This is a genomic window from Kocuria himachalensis (assembly GCF_054784195.1).
This window is the reverse complement of sequence record NZ_BAAGPL010000015.1, coordinates 227940-249917: the sequence shown is the minus strand read 5'-3', so window position 1 is coordinate 249917 and position 21978 is coordinate 227940. Positions and strand designations below refer to the sequence as shown.

Sequence of the window (21978 nt, the reverse complement as noted above, 5' to 3'; positions counted from 1 at the left end):
GGTGTTTGCAGTTGCACTTGACTGTGCCGGGAACCCGCGGAACGGCATTGTGCCTAGTGGTGACGGGGGTCACGACGTCGGGCGGGGAAGTTGACCCCGACGCGGACTATGCCGTCCCGTGTCCCCCAACCGGGGGACCGTGGTGCCGTCGGACGTGCAGCTCAGGCGGCGCGGGCCTGTGAGCCGGTGTGGCCGGCGCTGCGGAGGTGCTCGGCCTTGAGGCGGCGGAGGTTCAGCGCCAGGCAGCTGGGGGCGTAGGCCGGGCGGAACACGACGGGCGTGCCCTCGTAACCATGGGTGGCGAGAATCTCGCCCAGTGCGGCCTCGTGACGCTCGAGGAGCACGTGCCCGAAGTAGTGCTCGTTGAAGAGATACGCCAGGTCCAGGGCGTAGGCCCAGGTGGGGGTGCCGACCTCCATGGACGCCTTCGGGCAGTCCCAGTCGCTCGGGGTGCCGGCCGTGCGCAGCTGGGTGCGCAGCACGCGGTCGAGGGCCTCGGGGGTGAAGGCCAGGGTGAGTTCGGCGACGTCCTCGACGATGTCGAGCTCCAGGAGGGTGAGGCCTGCGGGGGAGCAGGACTCGAGGTAGCGCTGGACGTCGGTGGCGAGGGGGGTGGTACGCATCGGATTCTCTTTCGTCCGTCGAGGGGTACGGATCTTCGGGCACTCCGAGCGTATCCGGGTGACAGCCCTAGTGGGGGGCTGTTTCTGTCCCCACATGGTCCCCATCGGACCGGACAAAAGTCTATTGTCACGCCCTTGTTCCTATGCGGAGAGTGATTGGGTATGGACCATTGTCCAGTACGGATTTCCAGGATGTGTCGGGGACCACACAGGCGCTGCTCTCTGCTCGGCAAGCGTGCGTGAATTCATACGTGTACTGACTTCTTTCCGGGCGCGGATACGCTGGAACAGTGAAGTCTCCTGAGCGAGCGCGGGGCAGACGGTCGTCGCCCGGACCGGTGCTCCTCGCCGAGCTGGTGCACGCGATCGGGGGAACGCTCGCCACGGACGACGTGCCGGGAGACCTGGAGGTGTGCGGGGCCGTGGAGGACCACCGCGAGGCCGGCCAGGGCGACCTCTTCGTCGCCCTGCAGGGCGGTCGGGGCCACGGCGTCCAGCATGCCGCGGCTGCCGTCGGTGCCGGTGCGGTCGCGGTGCTCACCGACCGCCAGGGTGCGCAGCTCCTGGAGCAGGGAATCAGGGTGCCCGTGGTCGTCGTCGACGAGCCGCGGGCCGCGCTGGGCCCGGTGGCGGCCCGGCTGCAGGGCCACCCGGCCGGGGACCTGACGATGCTGGGGATCACGGGCACCAACGGAAAGACCACCACCGCCTATTTTCTCGAGGCGGCACTGCTCCGCCTGGGCCGCCGCCCCGGTCTGCTGAGCTCTCCGGAGACCGTGGTCGGCGACCGGCGCCGGCGCAGCGTGGTCACCACCCCCGCCGCTCCGCAACTGCAGGAGCTGCTGGCACAGATGCGGGACGCGGGCAACGACGCATGCGTCATGGAGGTCAGCAGCCACGCCCTGGACCAGCACCGGGTGGACGGCATCCACTACGACGCGGTCGCCTTCACCAATCTCTCCCACGAGCACCTGGACTACCACGGGGACATGGCGTCCTACTTCGCCGCCAAGGCCCGTCTCTTCACCCCCGGGTTCGCGTCCCGGGCGGTGGTCGTGGTCGACGACGACGGCGGGCGCCGCCTCCGCGACCTGGCCGGCCGCCGCGGGGTGCCCGTGGTGAGCCTGGCCAACGATCCCGGGGCGGACGCGCAGTGGCACATCGTGGGGGAACGGGGCGAGGACGCCTTCTTCCTGCGAGGGCCGGACGGCAGCCTCGCGCTGCGCACACCCTTGCCCGGGGAGCACAACCGGACCAACACCGCGGTGGCCGCGCTCGTGCTGCTCGAGCTCGGTGTCCCGCCGTCTGAAGTGACGGCCGCGCTCGCCGGGCCGGTGAGCGTGCCGGGCCGGATGGAGCATGTCGACCTCGGCTCGGGGTGGCCCCGCGTCGTCGTTGACTTCGCCCACACCCCGGACGCGCTCTCGTCCTCGGCGGCCGCCCTGCGGGCGCGCACTTCCGGGCGGCTCGTGGTGACGGCGAGCTCCGGCGGAGACCGCGACCCCTCCAAGCGGGAACCCGCAGGCGTCGCGGCCGTGGAGTCCGGCGCCGACGTGGTCCTGGTGACGGACGACAACCCCCGGTCGGAGGACCCGGCCGCCATCCGTGCCGCGGTGATGCGGGGAGTCCGCTCAGCCGTGGCGGCGCGGAAGTCGGCCGGTCTGCCCGTGCCCGAGGTCCACGAGCTGCAGACCCGGCGGGAGGCCATCCGCTTCGCCCTGGAGACGGCCGGGCCGGACGGCACGGTGGTGCTCAACGGCCGGGGGCACGAGCAGTGGATGGAGATCGGCCCGCGGGGAAGCCGGGTCCCGTTCGTCGACCGAGACGAGGCCCTCGCGGCCGCCGCCGCGATCACCCTCGCCAGGAACGCTCCTCGTCCCGGCCTCTAACGGCGCTTGTCGCGTCTGCGTGCGGCACCGGTGTGGCCCGGGCTGTGCGGTGGAGTTCTGGGCGGGCCTACGCGACGAAGATGCAGAACGGGTGCCCCGCCGGATCGGCGAACACGTACAACGGTTCGTCCGGGTCGTCCGTGCGGTCGAGCAACTGCTCGGCGCCCAGTTCGAGGGCCCGTTCCCGCTGGAGCTCGAGCGCCTCCTGGTCCGGGACGGTCAGGTCCAGGTGCAGCTGCTGCGCGACCCCGGAGGCGTCGGGCCATGTCACCCGGGGAAGAATGGGGACGGCCTGGAACGCCAGCTGCCGCGCTCCCTGCGCGTCGGTGAGGACCAGCCAGTCGTGCTCGTCGGCAGATCCGTGCGCCGGGGGCTCGTCCCCGGTCCGGTACTGTAGGCCCAGCAGCTCCCGGTAGAACTCCGCCAGCTTTCGGACGTCCGTCGCGTCCAGCACGGTGGTCTGCAACTGCGGATAATCGGCCATGCGTCCACTCCCTGCGCTCGGTGTCACCGCTCACGGTAGCCAATGGCCGGCCGCAACGGCACCGTCCGTAGGGGGCACGTGACTTCGCCCGTGCAGCATGAAGACTCCGCCGACGACCCTGCCGAAGGCCGCTCCGGGCGCCGTCTCGTCGCCCGAGCGGGACGGCGTCGTGGCGTTGTCGTCGGCCAGGGGCACAAGCTGGGTGCGGCGGGTGGCCCTGGATAGAGTGCGGGGATGGGACTGGCAATCGTGGGTGTCCTGGTGATCGTGCTGATGGTGGCGGTCACCGGTCTCTCGAGGCGGCTCGGTGTCGCCGCCCCGCTGCTCCTCGTGGTGGTCGGCCTGGCGCTGTCCTACGCCCCCGGCGTGCCGGCCATCGAGGTGCCCCACGAATGGATCCTCATCGGGGTGCTGCCACCGCTGCTGTACGCCGCTGCGATCAAGGTCCCGGTGATCGACTTCCGCCGCAATCTCGGCGCCATTACGAGCCTGTCCGTGGTGCTGGTGCTGGTCTCCGCCCTGATCACGGGGCTGGTGCTCTACGCCCTGCTGCCGGACCTGAACCTGGCCGCGGCCATCGCTCTGGGGGCCGTGGTCAGCCCGCCGGACGCGGTCGCGGCCACGTCGATCGGCAAGCGGCTGGGCCTGCCGCCGCGGCTGGTGACCGTGCTCGAGGGCGAGGGCCTGGTCAACGACGCCACCGCCCTCGTGCTGCTGCGCAGCGCCCTGGCGGTGACGGCGGGGACCATGTCGGGGGTGTGGAGCGGGGTCGCAGACTTCGGCTACGCCGTGGTCGTCGCCGTGGTCGTCGGCCTGCTCGTCGGGGTGGTCACTGTCTCCGTGCGCTCCACGATCCACGACCCGGTGCTGGACACGGCCCTGTCCTTCGTCGTGCCGTTCATGGCCTTCATTCCCGCGGAGGAGCTGGGGGCCTCCGGGGTGCTGGCCGTGGTCGTGGCCGGGCTCTACACCGGCCACCGCAGCGCCAGTGTCCTGGACGCGCCGGCCAGGATCAGCGATGACGTGAACTGGCGCACCGTACAGTTCCTGCTCGAGAACGCCGTGTTCCTGCTGATGGGCCTCGAGCTGCGGCACCTGGTCGAGGACATCGACCAGGAGCTCCTGAGCATTCCCCACACGGTGCTGATCGGCCTGCTGTTCACGGCGGTACTCATCACGATCCGCGTCGCCTGGGTGTTTCCACTGGTCCTCCTCCTGCGACGGCGCGCCGGCCGGGCGGAGCGCCGGACCATGCGCCTGTGGCTGGGGCTGGACCAAGCCAGCGCCCACCTCGCGGATCCCCGGCAGGAACGCCGGCGTCGCCTGCGCCAGCGCGTCTACGCCCAGCGCCGGGCCGACCTGGAGCAGGAGCGCCGCGAAGGGCTGGGCTGGCGGGGCGCCGTGGTCCTGGGCTGGTCCGGCATGCGCGGGGTGGTGACCCTGGCTGCGGCCCAGTCCCTGCCCGGCTCGGTGCCCTACCGGGAGCAGCTCGTGCTCATCGCCTTCACCGTGGCGGTCACCACGCTGCTGCTGCAGGGCGGCACCCTGCCCGCGCTCATCCGGGCCCTGGGCATCCGCGGCGTTGACACCACCGCCGACCTGCGGGAGTCCGCCGCCCTGTTCGACGAGATCGCCGACGCCGGGCTGCGGGTCCTCGACGCGCCGGGCGCGGTCCTGGGCCCCGGCACCGAGGTGGACCCCGACGTCGTCGAGCGCGTCCGCCAGGACACCTTCCTGCGCAGCGAGTCCACGTGGGAGAGAGCCCACGCCCGCGAGGAGAAGGACGCCCCCACGCCCCACCACCAGTACCGGCAGCTGCGCCTGGCCGTCGTCCGCACGGAACGGGAGGCCCTGCTCGCCGCGCGCCGGGAGGGGAAGTACCCCTCGCGGATCCTGGCCGACGCCCAGAGGATCCTCGACGTCGAGGAAGCGCGGCTGCGCCCGCGCGCCGCAGGGCACTAGCGAGTCCAGCGCCGCTCGCGGTCACAGCACTCTGGTGTCCGCGAGCGCCGGGGTGCATGACGTGTCGCTGATCACCTCATGGCTCGATGAGCGCGGTGCGGCGATGATGGGCGCATGGAGAAGTTCGTGCGCGTGAACGAGCACTACGAGCTGTGGGTCCAGGACACCGGTGTCCCGGAGGCGTCCCCCGTGCTGCTGGTCATGGGCGCCAACGCCTCGGGGCTGGGGTGGCCGGAGGAACTCGTGGAGCGGCTGGCCGTACGGCACCGGGTGATCCGCTACGACCACCGGGACACCGGCCGCTCGACGTGGGCCTTCGCTGCGCGCCCCTATGCGGTGCGGGAGCTGGCGGAGGACGCGATCGCCGTCCTGGATGCCCTGGGCATCGACAGGGTCCATGCGGTGGGCATGTCGATGGGTGGCACGCTCGTGCAGCTGCTCCTCCTGGACCATCCCGACCGGCTGCTCAGCACCACGCTCTTCGCCACGTCCGCTCTGGGCGCGGGCCTGGCCGATCCCACTGGGCACTCGGAGCTGCCGGGCCCGGACCCCCGTCTGCTGGAACTCTGGTCGCACCTGGCTGACCCCCGCGCACCCGAGGAGGAACTGGCGTGGCGCATCGAGCACTGGCGGATCCTCCACGGCGACGCCCTGCCCTTCGATCCCGACGAGTTCCGCCGGCTGGAGGAGCACGTCATCGCCCACGCCGGCACCGCCGGCAACCCCGCCGCGCACGCCCTGGCCGACCAGTCCGGTCTGGACCGCGCCGCAGAGCTCGCCGAAGTGACGCTCCCCGTGCTGGTGATCGAGGCGCCGGAGGACCCGGTCAACCCGCCCCCGCACGCCCAGCACCTCGCCGCCGTCATCGGGTCCGCCCGGCTTGTCAGTATCCCCGGACTCGGCCACGCCCTGCCGGCCACGGTGCTGGCCCCGCTGGCGGACGCGATCCTGGAGCACACCGTCGCGGCGGATCACCGGGAACCCACCGGCTGAGACGCCCGGGATCGCCGGTGTTGTCCCCTCAGTGTTCCGGTGAAGCAGCGCCCAGGTGCTCTGTCATCTGTTGTTCGGGGTGCCGTCCGCACCGCGGCGGCGTGCTGTGCGGGCCTGCGCGACGAAGATGCAGAACGGGTGCCATGCGGGATCGGTGAACACGTGCAGCAGTTCTTCGGGGTCGTCCGTGCCCCATCAGCTTTCGGTGGGACTCCGCCCCGTCCCAGGAGTGGAGCGGGGGGCCGCGCCCGCGCAGCGCGCGGACACCGTCGTCGGCCTCGTTCGGCATCGGAGTGCAGGAGTGCCCCGCCGACGTCTCGGCGGGGCACTCCTCGGGTGTGGCTGATCGATCAGTACTTGTTGTCGGCGTACTGAACCTTGTACCACGTGTTGTGCTTCTTGTACTCGCAGACCTTGTACCAGTGCTTTACGTCGTACTTCTCGATGTGCTTGGCTTGCTTGTGAGCCCAGTCGTACTTGACGTGGCACTTGTCGGCGGCGTACTTGGCGGCCCAGTTGTGGTGGCTGTGCGTGTAGTGGTGCTCTTTGTGCCACTTCTTGTACTGGTGGTCGTACTTCCAGTGACTGACCTGAATGTAATGGTCTTGCTTCTGGTCAGCCTTCTTGTCGGCGATCTGCCGACTGACCGCAGCAGTGTCGGAACTGGACTCCGACACTCCCGCCATGGCCGAGGCCGGGGCGACAAAAGCTCCGGACATGAGCGCGCCGGCCATCATGGTGGCGGCGAGCCTCCCGCGCAGATTTTTCATGATTCCTCCCGAAGATCTGGCACTCACAAGGCTACGCCCCTAGTGAGAGGCCACTTCCGGGATGAGGTGAAGATCCGGCACCGGGTGGGTCACGGAGCGGAACTACTGCGACGTATGCTCTTCGATCGAATTGGGGGGATGTCCCTGCACTCGGGACCTTGGGGCTTGTGTGCCCAGGCTGCGGGCACCAGGCGACTCAGGGGACGTGCCCCAGGGCCTTGCTGGCCTCGATCGCTGCCTGCTTCACGATCGGACCCAACCGGGGGACGTCGTCGGGGCTGACCCGCTGCGTGGGGAAGCCCAGGCCCAGCACGCCGGCCAGCCGGCCGGAGTGGTCGAAGACCGGGGCGCTGATGGATCCGACGTCCTCGTGGCGTTCTCCGAACGCCGCGTAGTATCCCTGGTCGCGGGCCACGGCCGCCTGCGTCTCGAGCGTCGTCAGGGTGTCGGGGGTGGCAGGGGCGAACTTGGTCAGTGGTGCGTCCTGGAGGGCGTCCCACGCCTCGGGATCATGGGCCAGGAAGATCTTGCCCGGAGCACCGGCGTGGATGGGCATGACCTGGCCGACCCTGAACGGCCGCATGACCACGTGTCGGGTCTCGGCGACGGCCACCACGGTGCGGAAGGCCCCGTCCCGGATGTAGAAGCAGGCCGTCTCCCCGGTCTCGTCGCGCAGCCGTTGCAGGATGGGCCGCACCAGGCGCACCACGTCCAGGCCCACGGTCCCCGGCGTGGCCCACCGGACGAGACCGATGCCGATCCGGTACCGGTCGCCGTCGCGGTCCAGGAAGCCCTCCCGCACCATGTTCTGCACCAGCCGCTGGCAGGTGCTGGAGGGAAGACCCGTCTTCTGGATGAGCTGCTGCAGCGTGGGCTCGGGCTCCTCGACCGAGAAGCAGTCGAGGATCTCCACCACCTTGTGCAGCACCAGAAGGGGCGCCGCCCCCGAGGGCTGTTTTGTTGCCACTGTGCCTTCCCTTGCCGCTGCGGCCGTACCGATGAGCGCCTCTAGCCTAGCCACTGCGGATCGCGGGCGACCTCGCCTGAACGGGCCGGTCGCAAAGTGTGATCTGGTTGACACTCCTCTTCGAGCACCCACATACTGGTTTGACATCCCACGAAGTGGGTTTCTGTCGCATCGCATCGATCCCATGGAGCATCTGTGAACCTCTCTGACATCACCGGCGAGACCGCCCCCGAGCCCAAGGCGCCCCGCACCTCCCGTGTGGGCCTGATCGTTCCCAGCTCCAACACCACGATGGAGACGGAGCTCCCGGAGCTCTTCCGCCGCCAGTCCGAGGCCACCGGGCAGCACTACACCTTCCACTCCGCCCGGGCGGGACTGAAGCAGGTCAACCGCGAGGAGCTCCTGGCCATGGTGGACAAGGCCGGTGACTGCGCTCGAGCGGTCTCCGACGCCGACGTCGACGTGATCGCCTACGCCTGCCTGGTGGCGGTGATGGCCCAGGGCCCCAACGCCCACACCGGTTCCGAGGACGTCATCGCCTCGGCCGCGCAGGAGAACGGCCACCCGGCCGAGGTCACCAGCAGCGCCGGCGCCCTGGTGCGCACCCTCCAGGAGATGGGGGCCCGGAGGATCGCCATGGTGGCGCCCTACATGCTGCCGCTGACCCAGATGGTGCGCGAGTACATCGAAGGGGCCGGCATCGAGGTGCTGGACGCCATCAGCCTGGAGGTCGACGACAACCTGGCTGTCGGGGCCCTGGACCCGCACAAGCTGCCCGAGATCGCCAGGGACCTCAAGCACGAGGGCGCCGACGCCATCATTCTCTCCGCCTGCGTGCAGATGCCGTCCCTGCCGGCCGTGCAGGCGGTCGAGGACGAACTGGGCCTGCCGGTGATCACCGCCGCCACGGCCACCACCTACGAGATCCTCAAGGCCCTGGGCCACACCCCATCCATCACCGGCGCCGGCGGGCTGCTGTCCGGGGCCTACACCGCGGCCGCTGCCGACCGCGGATAACCAGGGGGAGCCATGTCCTTGTCACTCATCGCGTTCCTGGTCCTGATCGCAGCCTTCGCCCTGGGATCTTTCACCCGGGTCAACGCCGGCCTGGCGGCCACGGTCGCGGCCTTCGGCGTGGGCACCCTGGTCGCCGGCATGCCGATCGCGGACGTCATCGCCGAGTTCCCCTCCGGGCTGTTCTTCATCCTGGTCGGGGCCACCCTGCTGTTCGGCATCGTGCGGGTCACCGGCACGATCGACCTGCTGGCGTACTGGGCCGAGCGGCTGGCCGGGCAGCGCAGGCTCCTGGTGCCGGTGCTGATGTTCCTGCTCACCGCGCTCCTGGCCTCGGCCGGGGCGTTCACGCCCGCGGCCATCGCCATCGTGGCTCCCGTGGCCCTGGCGCTGGGCGCCCGGTTCGGGATCAGCGCCCTGGCCATGGGCCTGGTCATCGTCCAGGGCGCCAACGCCGGGGCGTTCTCCCCGGTCAACCCCTTCGGCGTGCTGGCCAACGTGATGCTTGACGAGGCAGGGGGAGGCGCCCAGGACACGCTGAAGCTCTACGTCTACTGCTTCGTCTTCAACGCGATCCTGGCCGTGCTCGCGTATTCCGTCGTCCAGACGATCATGAACCGCCGCAACGGCCGGGCCGACGGTTCGGCCCCGGGCTCGGCAGGGGGCTCCACCGCCGCCGAACGAGTGGCGGAGGAGGCCTGGAACGATCCCGAGGAGGAGGCCGAGGCCGCCGGCTCGCAGAGCGGTGTCCTGACCGCAGCACCCCGGACCAAGGAGACCCCGGCGTCCTCCGGAGACGGCCCCGTCAAGGTGGCCGTCACCCCCATGCGCCTCCTGACCCTGACCGGCCTGGCCGCCCTGCTCGTGCTCACCACCGCCTTCGGGCTCGACGTCGGGGTCGCCTCTCTGGTGATCGCCCTGGTGCTCATCTGCGTGAAGCCCGCCGTCCAGAAACCGGCCGTGGAGGGCATGCCGTGGTCGGCGATCATCCTGGTCACCGGCATCGTCACCTACGTGGGGATGCTGGAGTCCATGGGAGCCCTGGAGGAGCTGCAGGCCGGCATCGCCAGCTTGGGCAACAGCTCCGTGGCCGCACTGATCACCAGTTACGTGGTGGGCATCGTCTCGGCCTTCGCCTCCACCACCGGCACCCTCGGAGTGATCAGCCCGATCGTCACCCCGATCGCCGCCGACCCGCTGCTGAGCCCGATCGGCGTCGTCACCGCCATCGCCATCAGCTCCTCGGTGGTGGACGTCAGCCCGATGTCCACCAGCGGAGCGCTGCTCATGGCCAGCGCCCAGCCCAAGGACGAACGGCTCTTCTTCCGGGCCCTGCTGCTGTGGGCGATCGCCATGATCGGCATCGTGCCCCTGCTGGTGTGGTTCGTGTTCGTGCAACTGGGCATCGGCTAGTCCGTCCACGCACACGAGAGGCGCCCGGGAAGTCCCGGGCGCCTCTCGTCGTCACGGGCTCAGGAAGCCGGCCCGCCCTTGCCCTTGAAGTGGCCCGGCCAGTCCGCAGCCCGGATCCGCCGGATCTCGCGGATCGGACCGGTGGTGCCCCACTCGTTGCGCCCCAGCCGAGCCAGCGGCTCCAACAGGTCCATCTGCGGATGGGAACCGTCCAGCACCTCGGCCGAGACCGCGGCATGGGTGATCTCACCGAACACCAGGGTGCAGTCGCCCATCGGCAGCGTCCGGTGGAGCCGGCACTCCAGCGCCACCGGTGATTCCTTGACCCTCGGGGGTCCCACCGTGGTGCTGGGTTCCCGGGTCAGCCCCACAGCGTCGAACTCACTGATCTCGGCCGGGAAGTCGGTGCCGGTCGCGTTGACCTCCTCGAACAACCAGGCGGGGGTGAGGTTCACGACGAACTCCCCTTGCGCCTCGATGTTGCGCAAGGAGTCCTTCTCCCCGACCGACGTGAACTGGACGATCGGCGGGTTCACGGAGGCGACCGTGTAGAAGGAGTGCGGAGCGAGGTTGTCCACACCGGTGTCGGAGGTGCTGGAGACCCAGGCGATCGGCCGCGGCACCACCACCGCCGTCAACAGCCGGTAGAAATCCCGCGACGACATCTCATGGGGGTCGAAATCTGCTCGCATGATGAGTCCTCCATCCTCTGTGCAGCCCAGGCCTGGTGCCGCCCTCGTCGGGCACGTCTCCTGGAACTGTACGACGAGCAGCCGAGATGGGCGTGAGCCATTGACGACGGTCACGCCAGGGAGACCGTCACGGTCGGCCCGCTCAAGACGGCTGCGACGGTGCGCCCTCCGCTGCACCTGTCGGCTCCCGGTTGAGCCCTGCACATAGGGGCGAAGCCTTCGCAACGGCTGACGGCGCCCGGCCCCGCGCCCTGCCGGAGGAGCTAGTGCGCGCCTTCCTTGGCGACCACGGCCTTGACGGTGCGCAGCAGGATCACGAAGTCCTGCACCGGGGACCAGTTCTCCACGTAGTAGAGGTCCAGACGCACGGCCTGCTCCCAGTCGAGGTCGTCGCGGCCCGAGACCTGCCACAGCCCCGTGATGCCCGGCTTGACCCGCAGCCGGCGGTGGACGTGCTGCTCGTACTGGGCCACCTCGGAGGGCAGCGGCGGGCGCGGGCCCACCAGGGACATCTCGCCCTTGAGGACGTTGAGAAACTGCGGGAGCTCGTCGAGGCTGTACTTGCGCATCCACTTCCCCGGGGTGGTGACCCGGGGGTCGTTGGCCATGAAGAACAGCACCCCGCCCTTGGCGTCGTTGGCGGCCATCAGCTCGGCCTTGCGCTCCTCGGCGTCGGTGTACATCGAGCGGAACTTCAGCATCCTGAACGTGGAGCCGTCCAGTCCGGTGCGCTCCTGCGCGAAGAGCACGGGTCCGCCGTCGTGCGCCTTCACGATCGCGGCGAGCACGAGCATGACGGGGGACAGGACCACCAGCGCGGTGACGGCGCCCATGATGTCGACCAGGCGCTTGAGCATCCGCCGGGAGCGGCTCAGCCGCGGGGTGGAGACGTGGATCAGCGGCAGCCCGGCCATCTGCTGGGTGTGGATGCGCGGACCGGCGATGTCGGTGAGCCCGGTGTCGAGGACCAGGCGGATCCGCTCGTCGGCGAGGTACCAGGACAGGTGCCGGACCTCCTCCGAGCTCAGCGGCGCGGACGCGGCCATCACCAGGGTCTCGATCCGGTGGGCGCGGCACGCGGCCACGATGCCCTCCACACTCGGCTTCTCCCCGGCCGGCAGCGTGTTCTCGGGCACCGGCACCCGTGACAGGTGGTGCGGCAGGACCCGGGACGACGACGGCGCGTAGACGGCCACCGGGGCGAAGCCCGCGGCCGGGTTCTGCTGCAGGGACTTGAGCATCTCCACGACCCCCGGCACGCGCCCGACCACCAGGGTCCGGGACATCGCCTCGCCGGCCAGCCGGCGGCGGGTCAGCCCTCGCCGCACCAGGCTGCGTCCCGCGAGCAGCAGGACCGTGCCCAGCGGCAGGGCGATGACCACGTAGCTGCGGGCCATCGGCACGTTGAGCACGTAGGACAGGATCGCCATCGCGCCGAAGAGCACGAGCGTGGCGGAGACCACCTGCCGGTTCTCCTCCACGGCGTAGCCGATCAGGCGGACGTCGCGGGCGCCCCGCAGTTCCAGCCAGCCCCACCAGGCCCCGCCGAGCACGGTACCCACCAGCCAGTACGGCACAGTGAGCCGGTCGGTCACCAGCGCCTCCTGCTCGAAGCCGAAGCGCACCAGCTGCGTCAGCACGAGCGTCACGGCCAGTGCCACCGCGTCGACGCGGCGCAGGCTGCTGATGTGGGTCTCCCGCCAGGCGGCAGGGCGCACGGACATGTTCTTCTTCAGCACGTTGGTCACTCCCCCCGAGTGTGCGGGGGCCGGAACACTCCTCCTACGCCCCCCGGCGTGGTTCCGGCCCCCGTCGATGACTTTACAAGTGCACATCGATGCAAACAGGTGCTTAACAGGGGACAGTTCCGAGGGGGTCGATGCTCCACTGTCTTTGCTAGCGTAAATGCAGGTGCATGTTCGTCGATCGCCAGGGCTGGTGGTCGTGGGACGTGCGCCGCAGGGGGTGCCGGTCCGCCGGCGGGATCCGGGGGGATCCTGCGGCGCCACGGACAGTACGTCCTGCGAAGACGCCGGCCCGGTCTCCGGGTCCCGGCGGGGGAGCGAGGCGCCGCAGAGGCGCAGCACAGGGGGAATTCGCATGTTGAAGCACCAGACCCGTGCCCCGAGCACGGGCCCGATCGAGATCCCGGTCAGCGGTGTCCGCGTGACGCCCATGGACGCCGAGGAGCTGCACCGATGGATCTCGGCCACGTGGCTGGAGCGGCGCAAGGCCGCTGTTCTCGCCCACAATCTGCACAGCCTCTACACGTGGGAGGTCAACCCGACCTTCCGTGCCTTCTACGAGAAGGCCGATGTGGTGCTGACGGACGGCTTCCCCGTCCTGAAGCTGGCCAAGTGGCGGTCCGGCCGTGCGCTCAGCGCCAAGCGGCACCGCCTGGGCACCCTGGACTGGCTGCCCGGCCTCATGGGGCGCACCCCGGTGCGGCGCGTCGCCGTCGTCGGCGCGACCCCCGAGGGCAACGCCCGTACCGTGGACATGCTCCGGCGGGACGCGCCCGCCGGGCGGATAGAGGGCTGGCCGGGGGAGGGCTGGAACCCCGTGCTCGAGGAGCACGTCGTCCGGTCCCTCCAGGAGTTCCGGCCGGACTTCGTCATCGTGGGCCTGGGCATGCCGCTGCAGGAGGAGTTCCTGAGCCGGCGCTGGGAGGAGCTGCCCACGGCGATCTACGCCGCCGTCGGAGGCGGGATCGACGAGTACGCGGGCATTCAGAAGCCGCCGCCCCGCTGGCTCGGACCGATCGGACTGGAGTGGGCCTATCGGCTGGTGACCCAGCCGCGCCGGCTGGGCCACCGGTACGTCGTCGAGCCGTGGATCCTGGCCTACCTCTTGGTGACCAAGGGCCTTCGGAAGGATGCGGCGCCGGTCGCCTGAGGCTGAGCGGAGACGTCACGGCGGGCCCGGCCCATGCCTCCGGGCCCCTGGAACCGACCACCGTGCTAGCCTTGTCCGGTTGCCAAGGCGAGGGGACCCCTGCGGGTCCCGTGATCGACGACGGCTGGTTGAACGTTCCCGCCTCGCGGGCGCGGCCGCTCCTGAGGAGCCCGCGGCACCGGGGGAGGGTCTGCGGCCGGTATCGCCTGGCCATTCACACGACAGACCCGACTTCGAGGAGTTCCCATGGCTGACACCATCCGCATCCCCGCCACCACGCGCAGCAACTTCGGCAAGGGCTACGCCCGCCGCATCCGCAACAACAGCCAGATCCCCGCGGTGGTCTACGGCCACGGCGCCGAGCCGCAGCACGTGGTCATCCCCGGCCACGAGACCATGCTCGCCGTGCGTCACTCCAACGCCGTGCTCGAGCTCGACGTCGAGGGCGCCACGCAGCTGGTCATGGTCAAGGACATCCAGCGCCACGCCACCCGCCCGGAGATCCTGCACGTGGACCTGCTCGCCGTGCGCCGCGGTGAGAAGGTCGAGGTCGAGATCCCCGTCCACGTCATCGGCGAGGTCGACCAGACCGCCGTGCACAACGTCGAGGAGAACACCCTCACGGTCGAGGCCGACGCCCTGAACGTGCCCGACGCCGTGACCATCAACCTCGACGGCCACGGCGTGGGCGACCACGTCTACGCCGCCGACGTCCGCCTGCCCGAGGGCGTGACCATGGTCTCCGACCCGGAGCTGCTGGTCATCAACGTCTCCGAGCCCCAGGCCCAGGACCTCGGCGAGGAGTCCGCCGGCGGCGAGGACGCGACCCCCGAGGGCGACGTCGTCCCCGAGAACGAGGCCTGAGCCTCACCGCTCAACCGATTCTCCGAAGTGCGGGGCGGCTCACCAGCCGCCCCGCACTTCGCATGACCGCTCTCTTCTCAACTTCGATGGAGGCACTGATGGCCGACGCATGGCTGGTCGTGGGACTGGGCAACCCCGGCCCCGAGTACGCCCGGACCCGGCACAACGTGGGGCAGATGGTCCTCGACGAGCTCGCCTCCCGGCTGGGCGGCGCCTTCAAAGTGCACAAGGCCCGCGCCCAGGTCCTGGAGTCCCGCCTGCGCCCGGGCGGGCCGCGCGTGGTGCTGGCCAAGCCCTTGACCTACATGAACCTCTCCGGCGGGCCCGTGGCCGGGCTCGCCAGGTTCTACGACATCCCCGCCGAGCGGGTCATCGCCGTGCACGACGAGATCGACATCCCCTTCGCCGCCCTCAAGCTCAAGATCGGCGGGGGAGAGGGCGGGCACAACGGACTGCGGGACATGTCCAAGGCCCTGTCCACGAAGGACTACTACCGGGTGCGCGTGGGCGTGGGCCGTCCGCCCGGTCGGATGGACGCCGCCTCCTACGTGCTCAAGCCCTTCTCCTCCACCGAGGGCAAGGAGCTGCCCTTCCTGCTCGACGACGCGGCCGACGCGGTCGAGCACCTCGTCGAGAACGGACTGCTCGAGGCGCAGCAGAAGTTCCACGCCCGGTGACTCCCGCCCGCGAGCTGTGGACGCGGGAGCTTGCCGTGCCCTGGCCCGTGCGGATCGCAGGTGCGGCCATGGTGGTCAACGCGCTGCTGCTGATCGCCCACGTCCTCCACCGCGGTGGATTTGTCCTGGACCCGGACGACAGTTCGTATCGACCTTTCCGCTCGGGCGCCCTCTGGAACGGTGGAGCTGACGGCTCACTGATGGAGCTGTTCGGGCTGATCCAGCTCGGTGCCGCCGCGGTACTTCTCCTTCACATGGGCCTGCGCGATGCGGCGCAACGCGTGCTGGCCGCGTGGGGCGGTGTCTTCCTGCTGCTGGTCTCCGACGACCTCTTCCGCATCCACGAGCGGGTGGGCGCCCGCCTCGGCCTGGACCGGCTGGTGCCTTCGCTGGGCGCGACCACCGCCCAGGAGCTCGGCGGACTCGTCTTCTGGGCGGTGTCCGGACTCGTGCTGGTGGGCGGGCTGATCCGGCTGCATCGAGCGAGCGCGCCGACCGCCCGCTCCGAGTCCTGGGCGCTGCTGGCCACCGTGGTGCCGTTCGTGCTCGTCGCCGTGGGCTACGTCCTGGTGGGCGCCGCCCGTCCCGGCCTGTTCGACGGCCCCTGGGGCGAGGTCGCGGCGATGGTGCGGATCACCCTGAAGCTGCTGACCATGACGCTCCTGCTGATCCGGGCCATGAGGATCGTGGGCCTCCACCCGGAACTGACGCCGCGTCCAGACCCGCCCGCCGGACTGCTCCCCGGCGGAAGGCCGTTGTCGTACTGAGGGTTCCAGTACTCCGGTCATCGACGAGGAGCACGTGTTCCGGATCGTCAGTCGGGGGCGTCCAGCTTGTCGACCTCCACGCCCTGCGCGCGCAGCTTCTTGTAGTGGGTGTTGCGCACGGCCAGCAGGGAGCCGCCGAGCACTGCGGCGATCGCGGAGCCGGTGAGGATGCCGACCTTCGCGTGCTCGTTGTGGGGGCTGCCGACGCCGAAGCTGAGCTCCGCCACGAGCAGCGAGACGGTGAAGCCGATGCCGGCGACCACGGCCAGCCCGCCGAGGTCCAGCCACGTGTAGTCCTCGTCCTTGGCGGCCGGCGTGAACCGGTCCATGAGCCACGCGGAGCTGAAGATGCCGATCATCTTGCCGAACACCAGGCCCAGGACGATGCCGATCGCCACGGGGTCGGTCAGGGACGTCATCACGCCGTCCAGTCCGCCCACGGCCACGCCGGCGGCGAAGAAGGCGAACACGGGGATGGCCAGCCCGTTGGTCAGCGGCCGGAACCGGTGCTCCAGGGCCGGGGCGAGGCCCAGCTCGGGCTCCTCCTGGCGGATCACCCGCGGGGCGACCTTCTTGACCGGGACCACGAAGCCCAGCAGCACTCCGGCGATGGTCGCGTGGATGCCGGCCTCGAGCACGAAGAGCCAGGTGATCACCCCGATGGGCAGCAGGATGACCCAGGCGGCCCAGTGGTGCTCCATGAAGAAGTCGGGGAACTTCTGGACCAGGAAGGCGTAGATGCCCACCGGCACCAGGGCCAGCAGCAGGAACAGCGGGCTGAGGTCGTCGGTGTAGACGAAGGCGATGATGACGATGGCGATGAGGTCGTCCACCACGGCGAGGGTCAGCAGGAACGTGCGCATGGCCACGGGCAGAGATGCCCCGACCACGGCGAGCACCGAGACCGCGAAGGCGATGTCGGTGGCCGTGGGGATAGCCCACCCGTCGATGGTGCTCGGGTCCGCGCTGCTGATCAGGTTGACCACCACGTAGATGAGCGCCGGCACGATCACGCCGCCGAAGGCGGCGACGACGGGCAGCATGGCCTTGCGGATGTTGCGCAACTCGCCGTCCACGAACTCGGTCTTGAGCTCCAGACCCACCAGGAAGAAGAAGATGGCGAGCAGGCCCTCGGAGGCCCACTCGCCCACGGTGTGGTCCAGGCCGGGGAAGTCGATGCCGATGTGGGTGTCGCGCAGCGCGAAGTAGCGCTCGGCCAGCGGGGAGTTGGCGATCACGAGCGCCGAGAGCATCGCGACCAGGAGCAGAACACCGCCCACCAGGTCCTTGCGGAGGAAGTTGCCCAGTCCGGGCCCGTGCTGGTCCGTCTCGCCTGCGCTCACAGTGGGACTCCTCGTTCGTCGTCGGAAATATCGGGGTCGGTCTACGAGCGTACTGTGAGGCCGGTCTCCGGCCGACCGTGACCCGAGGCCCCGGGGCCGGCGGCTGAGCGGCTCAGCGGCTTGCGAGCCAGGCCTCGGCCTCCTGGGACTGCAGGGACAGGGCCTTGCCGATGAACGGCTCGGCGGCCTCGGCGACCATCTTCCCCACGAAGGGGATGTTGGCCTTGACCACGCAGTGCACGTGCACGTCGGTGGACTCGCCCTGCGGGGTGAGAGTCTGGGTGGCGGATCCCGAGACCGGCAGGGCGCCCACGGAGATCTCGGTGCGCACCACCCGGATACCGTCGGCGTCGGCGGTGGAGTAGGTGTCCACCTGGGTGAGCTGCACGGAGGAGCCCACGAACTTCCGGGCCATCTCGGGCAGCTTGTCCGCGGTCATGTTGCGGACCGTGGTCACGGCGAACTGGGCCTCGACGTCGCCGACGACCTCCACCGACTCCAGGGTGGCCCCGGCGCGGTGGGTCACGTGCCGGATGAACTCCTCGTCGGAGAAGGTCACCACGACCTGCTCGATGTGGGCGGGGACGGTGGTGGTGGCGGTGACGGCCATGAAGGGCTCCTCGGCATCGGTGAACGGACGGCGGTGGTCGCGTGCTCCCATGGTAGGCGGGCACCGGTCCCCGGCGTCCGCGGACGCCGAAGCATGGGCGCTGGGGCATAACTCCCGGGCCGAAGCCGGTGAGCCGCAGGATTCCGGACGGTGTGTACCGGGCCGGGGCCCTGTCGGGGTCCGGGAGTAAGCTGGGACCCGCGAACGTTGGCTCCGACAGCCTCTGTGCTCCACCAGCACCCCACTCAGCGTCCCAGGAGACTGTTCACCTATGACCTTGTCCGGACTGCTCGCCGCCCTCGGGGCGGAGCGCTCCTTCGCCAATCTGCGCACCCAGGCGGGCCTGCCGCCGGGGGAGCGCAGCGCCGAGACCGTGATCAGCGCCCCGGACGGGATGCGCGCGGTGCTCACGGCCCAGCTGAGCCGCGCCCTCGACGACGCCCCGGCCCCGGCCGCCCACCGGGCCCCGGTGCTGCTGGCCGTGACCGCGACCGGCCGCGAGTCCGAGGACCTCGCCGCGGCCCTGGGCGGGTACCTGCCGGCCGAGGAGGTCGCGGAGTTCCCGTCCTGGGAGACCCTGCCGCACGAGCGGCTCTCGCCGCGCTCCGACACCGTGGGCCGCCGCCTCGACGTGCTGCGCCGGCTGGCCGGCCACGACGCCGAGCGCCCGCTGCGGGTGGTGACGGCCCCGGTCCGCTCCGTGCTCCAGCCCGTCGTCGAAGGCCTGGGGGACTTGGCCCCGGTGCGCTTCGCCCGGGGCGAGGAGCTCGACTTCGACGCCGCCGTGACCGCCCTGGCCGAGGCCGCCTACGCCCGGGTGGACATGGTCACCCGGCGCGGGGAGTTCGCCGTGCGCGGCGGGATCATCGACGTCTTCTCCCCGGTCGAGGACCACCCCGTGCGCATCGAGTTCTTTGGCGACGAGGTCGACGAGCTGCGCTGGTTCGCCGTGGCCGATCAGCGCACCCTGGCCACCGGGGACCACCCGGACCGGCTCGTGGCCCCGCCGTGCCGCGAGGTGCTCATCACGCCGTCCGTGATGTCCCGCGCCGCGAAGCTCAAGAACTCCTTGCCCGGCGCGGAGTCGATGCTCGAGCGGATCGCCGGCGGCATCTACGTGGAGGGCATGGAGTCCCTCGCGCCCCTGCTGGTGGACGGCCTGGTGCCCATGCTGTCCCTGCTCCCGCCCGGCTCGCTCGTGGTGGTCATGGAGCCCGAGAAGGTCCGCACCCGCGCCCACGACCTCGTGGCCACCAACGAGGAGTTCCTCCTCGCCGCGTGGGAGTCCGCCTCGGACGGGCAGTCCGCGCCCATCGACATCACCTCCGCGGAGCACGTCGTCCGGAACGACGACGGCGAGGCCCGCACCCTGGCCTCCGGGTCCTTCCAGACCCTCGCCGAGGCCCGGGCCACCGCGCTGGAGACCGGCCTCGGCTGGTGGGCCGTGACCGCGCTCAACGTCAACGCGGTGGCCGGCCAAAACGTGGACGCGGACACCGCCGCGGAGGACATCGCCCTCATCGACTCGGACGCCGACACCCTCACCGTGGCCGCCCGGGACCCGCTCGGCTTCCACGGCGACGTCGAGGCCATGCTCGAGTTCCTGCAGGGCCGGGTGGCCGACGGCTGGCGCGTCGTCGCCGTCACCGAGGGCCCGGGCCCGCTGGCCCGGATCGCGGAGCTGCTGCACGAGGCCGGGATCCCCGCCGCCCGCCGCGAGACCCTCGCCGAGGAGCCGCAGCCCGGGATCGTGGAGCTCACCACCGCCGTGGCCGGCAAGGGCTTCGCCCTGGACGGGCCGCGGATCGTGCTGCTCACCGAGGCGGACCTGCTGGGCAAGGCCAGCCCGTACACCACCAAGGACATGCGCAAGCTCCCGGTGCGGCGCAAGCGCAACGCCGTGGACCCCCTGGCGCTGAGCCAGGGCGACTTCGTGGTGCACGAGCAGCACGGCATCGGCCAGTTCGTGGAGCTCATCCAGCGGCCTATCGCCGGCGCGATGATCAAGCCCGGCCAGCCGAAGCCCGTGCGCGAGTACCTGGTGCTCGAGTACGCCCCCTCCAAGCGCAACGGCCCGCGGGACCGCCTGTTCGTGCCCACCGATCAGCTCGACCAGGTCACCAACTACGTGGGCGGCGAAGCGCCCACGCTGTCCAAGATGGGCGGGACGGACTGGAACAAGACCAAGCGCGCCGCCAAGCGGGCCGTCCGGGACATCGCCAACGAGCTGATCCGCCTGTACTCGGCGCGCATGGCCTCCCGCGGGCACGCCTTCGCGGAGGACACCCCGTGGCAGCGCGAGCTCGAGGAGGCGTTCCCCTACATCGAGACGCCGGACCAGCTGACCACCATCGACGAGGTCAAGGCGGACATGGAGCGGGAGGTCCCCATGGACCGGCTGATCTCCGGGGACGTGGGCTACGGCAAGACCGAGGTGGCCGTGCGCGCGGCGTTCAAGGCCGTGCAGGACGGCAAGCAGGCCGCCATCCTGGTGCCCACCACGCTGCTCGCCCAGCAGCACGCCGAGACGTTCACCGAGCGCTTCTCCGGCTTCCCGGTGCGCCTGGCCGCGCTCTCCCGGTTCCAGACCGCCAAGGAGACCAAGGAGACGCTCGCCGGGCTCAAGGACGGGTCGATCGACGTGGTGATCGGCACCCACCGGCTGCTGTCCAAGGAGGTCCAGTTCAAGGACCTCGGCCTCGTGGTCATCGACGAGGAGCAGCGCTTCGGTGTGGAGCACAAGGAGAAGCTCAAGGCGATGCGCACCAACGTGGACGTCCTGGCGATGTCCGCGACGCCCATCCCGCGCACCCTGGAGATGTCCCTGACCGGGATCCGCGAGACCTCCACCCTGGCCACCCCGCCGGAGGAGCGCCACCCCGTGCTCACCTACGTGGGCGCCTACACCGACAAGCAGGTCTCCGCCGCCGTCCGGCGCGAGCTCATGCGCGAGGGCCAGGTCTTCTACATCCACAACCGGGTGTCCTCGATCGAGCGCAAGGCCAAGGAGATCGCCGAGCTCGTGCCCGAGGCGCGCATCGCCGTGGCGCACGGACAGATGTCCGAGTCCCGGCTGGAGCAGATCATCGTGGACTTCTGGGAGAAGAAGTTCGACGTCCTGGTCTGCACCACCATCGTGGAGACCGGCCTGGACATCGCCAACGCCAACACCCTGATCGTCGACGGCGCGGACCGCTACGGCCTCTCGCAGCTCCACCAGCTGCGCGGGCGCGTGGGCCGCGGCCGGGAGCGGGCCTACGCCTACTTCCTGTACCAGGCCGAGAAGCCGCTCTCCGAGACGGCGCTGGAGCGGCTCAAGGCCGTCGCCGCCCACAACGAGCTCGGCGCCGGAATGCAGCTGGCCGTCAAGGACCTCGAGATCCGCGGCGCCGGCAACCTGCTGGGCGGGGAGCAGTCCGGGCACATCGCCGGGGTGGGCTTCGACATGTACCTGCGCCTCGTGGGCGAGGCCGTCGCCGAGTACCGCGGCGAGGAGGACGAGCGGCCCACCGAGATGAAGATCGAGCTGCCGGTCAACGCCTACCTGCCGCATGACTACGTGCCGGGGGAGCGGCTGCGCCTGGAGGCCTACCGCAACCTCGCCAACGCCGCCACGGAGGAGTCGATCCAGGAGGTCGCCGACGAGCTCGTCGACCGCTACGGCGAAGTGCCCGAGCCGGTGCAGAACCTGCTCGAGGTCGCCCGGTTCCGGGTGGCCGCCCGCGCCGCCGGCCTCACCGACGTCGCGGCGCAGGGCAACATGGTCCGCTTCGCCCCCGCCGACCTCCCCGAGTCCCGGCAGATGCGGCTCACCCGCCTCTACCCGGGCGCCCAGGTCAAGGCGGTGCCCGGCACCGACACCTTCCAGGTGCTGATCCCCAAGCCCAAGACCGAGCGGATCGGGGGCAAGGACCTCGTGGACGGCGCGGTGCTCGCCTGGGCGCGCGGCGTGGTCGAGGCGGTCTTCGCCAAGGAGCCCGCCACCGCCTGACTCGAGCGCGCGGTGGCCGCCCCG

18 protein-coding genes are annotated in these 21978 nt (G+C 70.6%); 10 read left to right on the top strand and 8 right to left on the bottom strand.

Features of this window, described 5'->3' with window-relative positions:
• Nucleotides 1-161: 161 nt before the first annotated feature.
• Nucleotides 162-623, bottom strand: a complete 462-nt coding sequence (locus ACYVM4_RS10320; protein WP_460668492.1) for a hypothetical protein — start codon at nucleotides 621-623, stop codon at nucleotides 162-164.
• Nucleotides 624-961: 338 nt separating this feature from the next.
• On the opposite strand from ACYVM4_RS10320, the gene ACYVM4_RS10315 reads away from it, so the two are divergent.
• Entirely contained in the window at nucleotides 962-2512 is a 1551-nt protein-coding gene (locus ACYVM4_RS10315; protein WP_460668491.1) for a Mur ligase family protein, read from the top strand.
• 67 nt (nucleotides 2513-2579) lie between these two features.
• Here ACYVM4_RS10315 and ACYVM4_RS10310 read toward each other — a convergent pair whose 3' ends face one another.
• Nucleotides 2580-2996 (bottom strand): VOC family protein, encoded by a 417-nt coding sequence (locus tag ACYVM4_RS10310; RefSeq protein WP_460668490.1) that lies wholly within the window; start codon nucleotides 2994-2996, stop codon nucleotides 2580-2582.
• Between the two features lie 234 nt (nucleotides 2997-3230).
• On the opposite strand from ACYVM4_RS10310, the gene ACYVM4_RS10305 reads away from it, so the two are divergent.
• Together ACYVM4_RS10305 and ACYVM4_RS10300 are read left to right on the top strand one after the other, a co-directional pair.
• Complete coding sequence (locus tag ACYVM4_RS10305) at nucleotides 3231-4958, top strand: cation:proton antiporter (RefSeq protein WP_460668489.1); 1728 nt, start codon at nucleotides 3231-3233, stop codon at nucleotides 4956-4958.
• Between the two features lie 114 nt (nucleotides 4959-5072).
• Complete coding sequence (locus ACYVM4_RS10300) at nucleotides 5073-5951, top strand: alpha/beta fold hydrolase (RefSeq protein WP_460668488.1); 879 nt, start codon at nucleotides 5073-5075, stop codon at nucleotides 5949-5951.
• 350 nt (nucleotides 5952-6301) lie between these two features.
• Here the strand turns inward: ACYVM4_RS10300 and ACYVM4_RS10295 are convergent, their stop codons facing one another.
• Together ACYVM4_RS10295 and ACYVM4_RS10290 are read right to left on the bottom strand one after the other, a co-directional pair.
• Nucleotides 6302-6721: a hypothetical protein gene (locus tag ACYVM4_RS10295; RefSeq protein ID WP_460668487.1), complete on the bottom strand. Its 420-nt coding sequence runs from the start codon at nucleotides 6719-6721 to the stop codon at nucleotides 6302-6304.
• Between the two features lie 196 nt (nucleotides 6722-6917).
• A complete protein-coding gene (locus ACYVM4_RS10290) occupies nucleotides 6918-7688 on the bottom strand; it encodes an IclR family transcriptional regulator (RefSeq protein ID WP_460668486.1) in 771 nt (256 codons plus the stop codon).
• 195 nt (nucleotides 7689-7883) lie between these two features.
• On the opposite strand from ACYVM4_RS10290, the gene ACYVM4_RS10285 reads away from it, so the two are divergent.
• Nucleotides 7884-8705 carry a maleate cis-trans isomerase family protein gene (locus ACYVM4_RS10285; RefSeq protein ID WP_460668485.1) on the top strand — a complete coding sequence of 274 codons (822 nt, stop codon included), beginning with the start codon at nucleotides 7884-7886 and terminating at the stop codon, nucleotides 8703-8705.
• Nucleotides 8706-8717: 12 nt separating this feature from the next.
• A complete protein-coding gene (locus ACYVM4_RS10280; protein ID WP_460668484.1) occupies nucleotides 8718-10115 on the top strand; it encodes an SLC13 family permease in 1398 nt (465 codons plus the stop codon).
• Nucleotides 10116-10174: 59 nt separating this feature from the next.
• Here the strand turns inward: ACYVM4_RS10280 and ACYVM4_RS10275 are convergent, their stop codons facing one another.
• Both ACYVM4_RS10275 and ACYVM4_RS10270 read right to left on the bottom strand, forming a co-directional pair.
• A complete protein-coding gene (locus ACYVM4_RS10275) occupies nucleotides 10175-10807 on the bottom strand; it encodes a flavin reductase family protein (RefSeq protein ID WP_460668483.1) in 633 nt (210 codons plus the stop codon).
• Between the two features lie 263 nt (nucleotides 10808-11070).
• The gene (locus ACYVM4_RS10270) at nucleotides 11071-12555 is read right to left on the bottom strand and encodes a sugar transferase (protein ID WP_460668482.1); all 1485 of its coding nucleotides are present in this window, start codon (nucleotides 12553-12555) and stop codon (nucleotides 11071-11073) included.
• Nucleotides 12556-12907: 352 nt separating this feature from the next.
• Here ACYVM4_RS10270 and ACYVM4_RS10265 point away from each other — a divergent pair, with 352 nt between their 5' ends.
• The 4 genes from ACYVM4_RS10265 (at nucleotide 12908) to ACYVM4_RS10250 (ending at nucleotide 16010) form a co-directional block, all read left to right on the top strand.
• The gene (locus ACYVM4_RS10265; protein ID WP_460668481.1) at nucleotides 12908-13702 is read left to right on the top strand and encodes a WecB/TagA/CpsF family glycosyltransferase; all 795 of its coding nucleotides are present in this window, start codon (nucleotides 12908-12910) and stop codon (nucleotides 13700-13702) included.
• A 246-nt stretch (nucleotides 13703-13948) separates the two neighbouring features.
• A complete protein-coding gene (locus ACYVM4_RS10260) occupies nucleotides 13949-14566 on the top strand; it encodes a 50S ribosomal protein L25/general stress protein Ctc (protein ID WP_460668480.1) in 618 nt (205 codons plus the stop codon).
• Nucleotides 14567-14664: 98 nt separating this feature from the next.
• The gene (gene pth / locus ACYVM4_RS10255) at nucleotides 14665-15243 is read left to right on the top strand and encodes an aminoacyl-tRNA hydrolase (RefSeq protein ID WP_460668479.1); all 579 of its coding nucleotides are present in this window, start codon (nucleotides 14665-14667) and stop codon (nucleotides 15241-15243) included.
• The gene (locus tag ACYVM4_RS10250) at nucleotides 15240-16010 is read left to right on the top strand and encodes a hypothetical protein (RefSeq protein WP_460668478.1); all 771 of its coding nucleotides are present in this window, start codon (nucleotides 15240-15242) and stop codon (nucleotides 16008-16010) included. Before pth ends, ACYVM4_RS10250 begins: the two co-directional genes overlap by 4 nt.
• Before the next feature lie 47 nt (nucleotides 16011-16057).
• On the opposite strand, the gene nhaA is transcribed toward ACYVM4_RS10250, so the two are convergent.
• Nucleotides 16058-17353 carry a Na+/H+ antiporter NhaA gene (nhaA, locus tag ACYVM4_RS10245; protein ID WP_460668477.1) on the bottom strand — a complete coding sequence of 432 codons (1296 nt, stop codon included), beginning with the start codon at nucleotides 17351-17353 and terminating at the stop codon, nucleotides 16058-16060.
• A gap of 112 nt (nucleotides 17354-17465) precedes the next feature.
• Nucleotides 17466-17963 (bottom strand): DUF2505 domain-containing protein, encoded by a 498-nt coding sequence (locus ACYVM4_RS10240; RefSeq protein ID WP_460668476.1) that lies wholly within the window; start codon nucleotides 17961-17963, stop codon nucleotides 17466-17468.
• Nucleotides 17964-18234: 271 nt separating this feature from the next.
• Here ACYVM4_RS10240 and mfd point away from each other — a divergent pair, with 271 nt between their 5' ends.
• Nucleotides 18235-21954, top strand: coding sequence for a transcription-repair coupling factor (mfd, locus tag ACYVM4_RS10235; protein WP_460668475.1), 3720 nt, complete (start codon nucleotides 18235-18237; stop codon nucleotides 21952-21954).
• Nucleotides 21955-21978 lie beyond the last annotated feature (24 nt).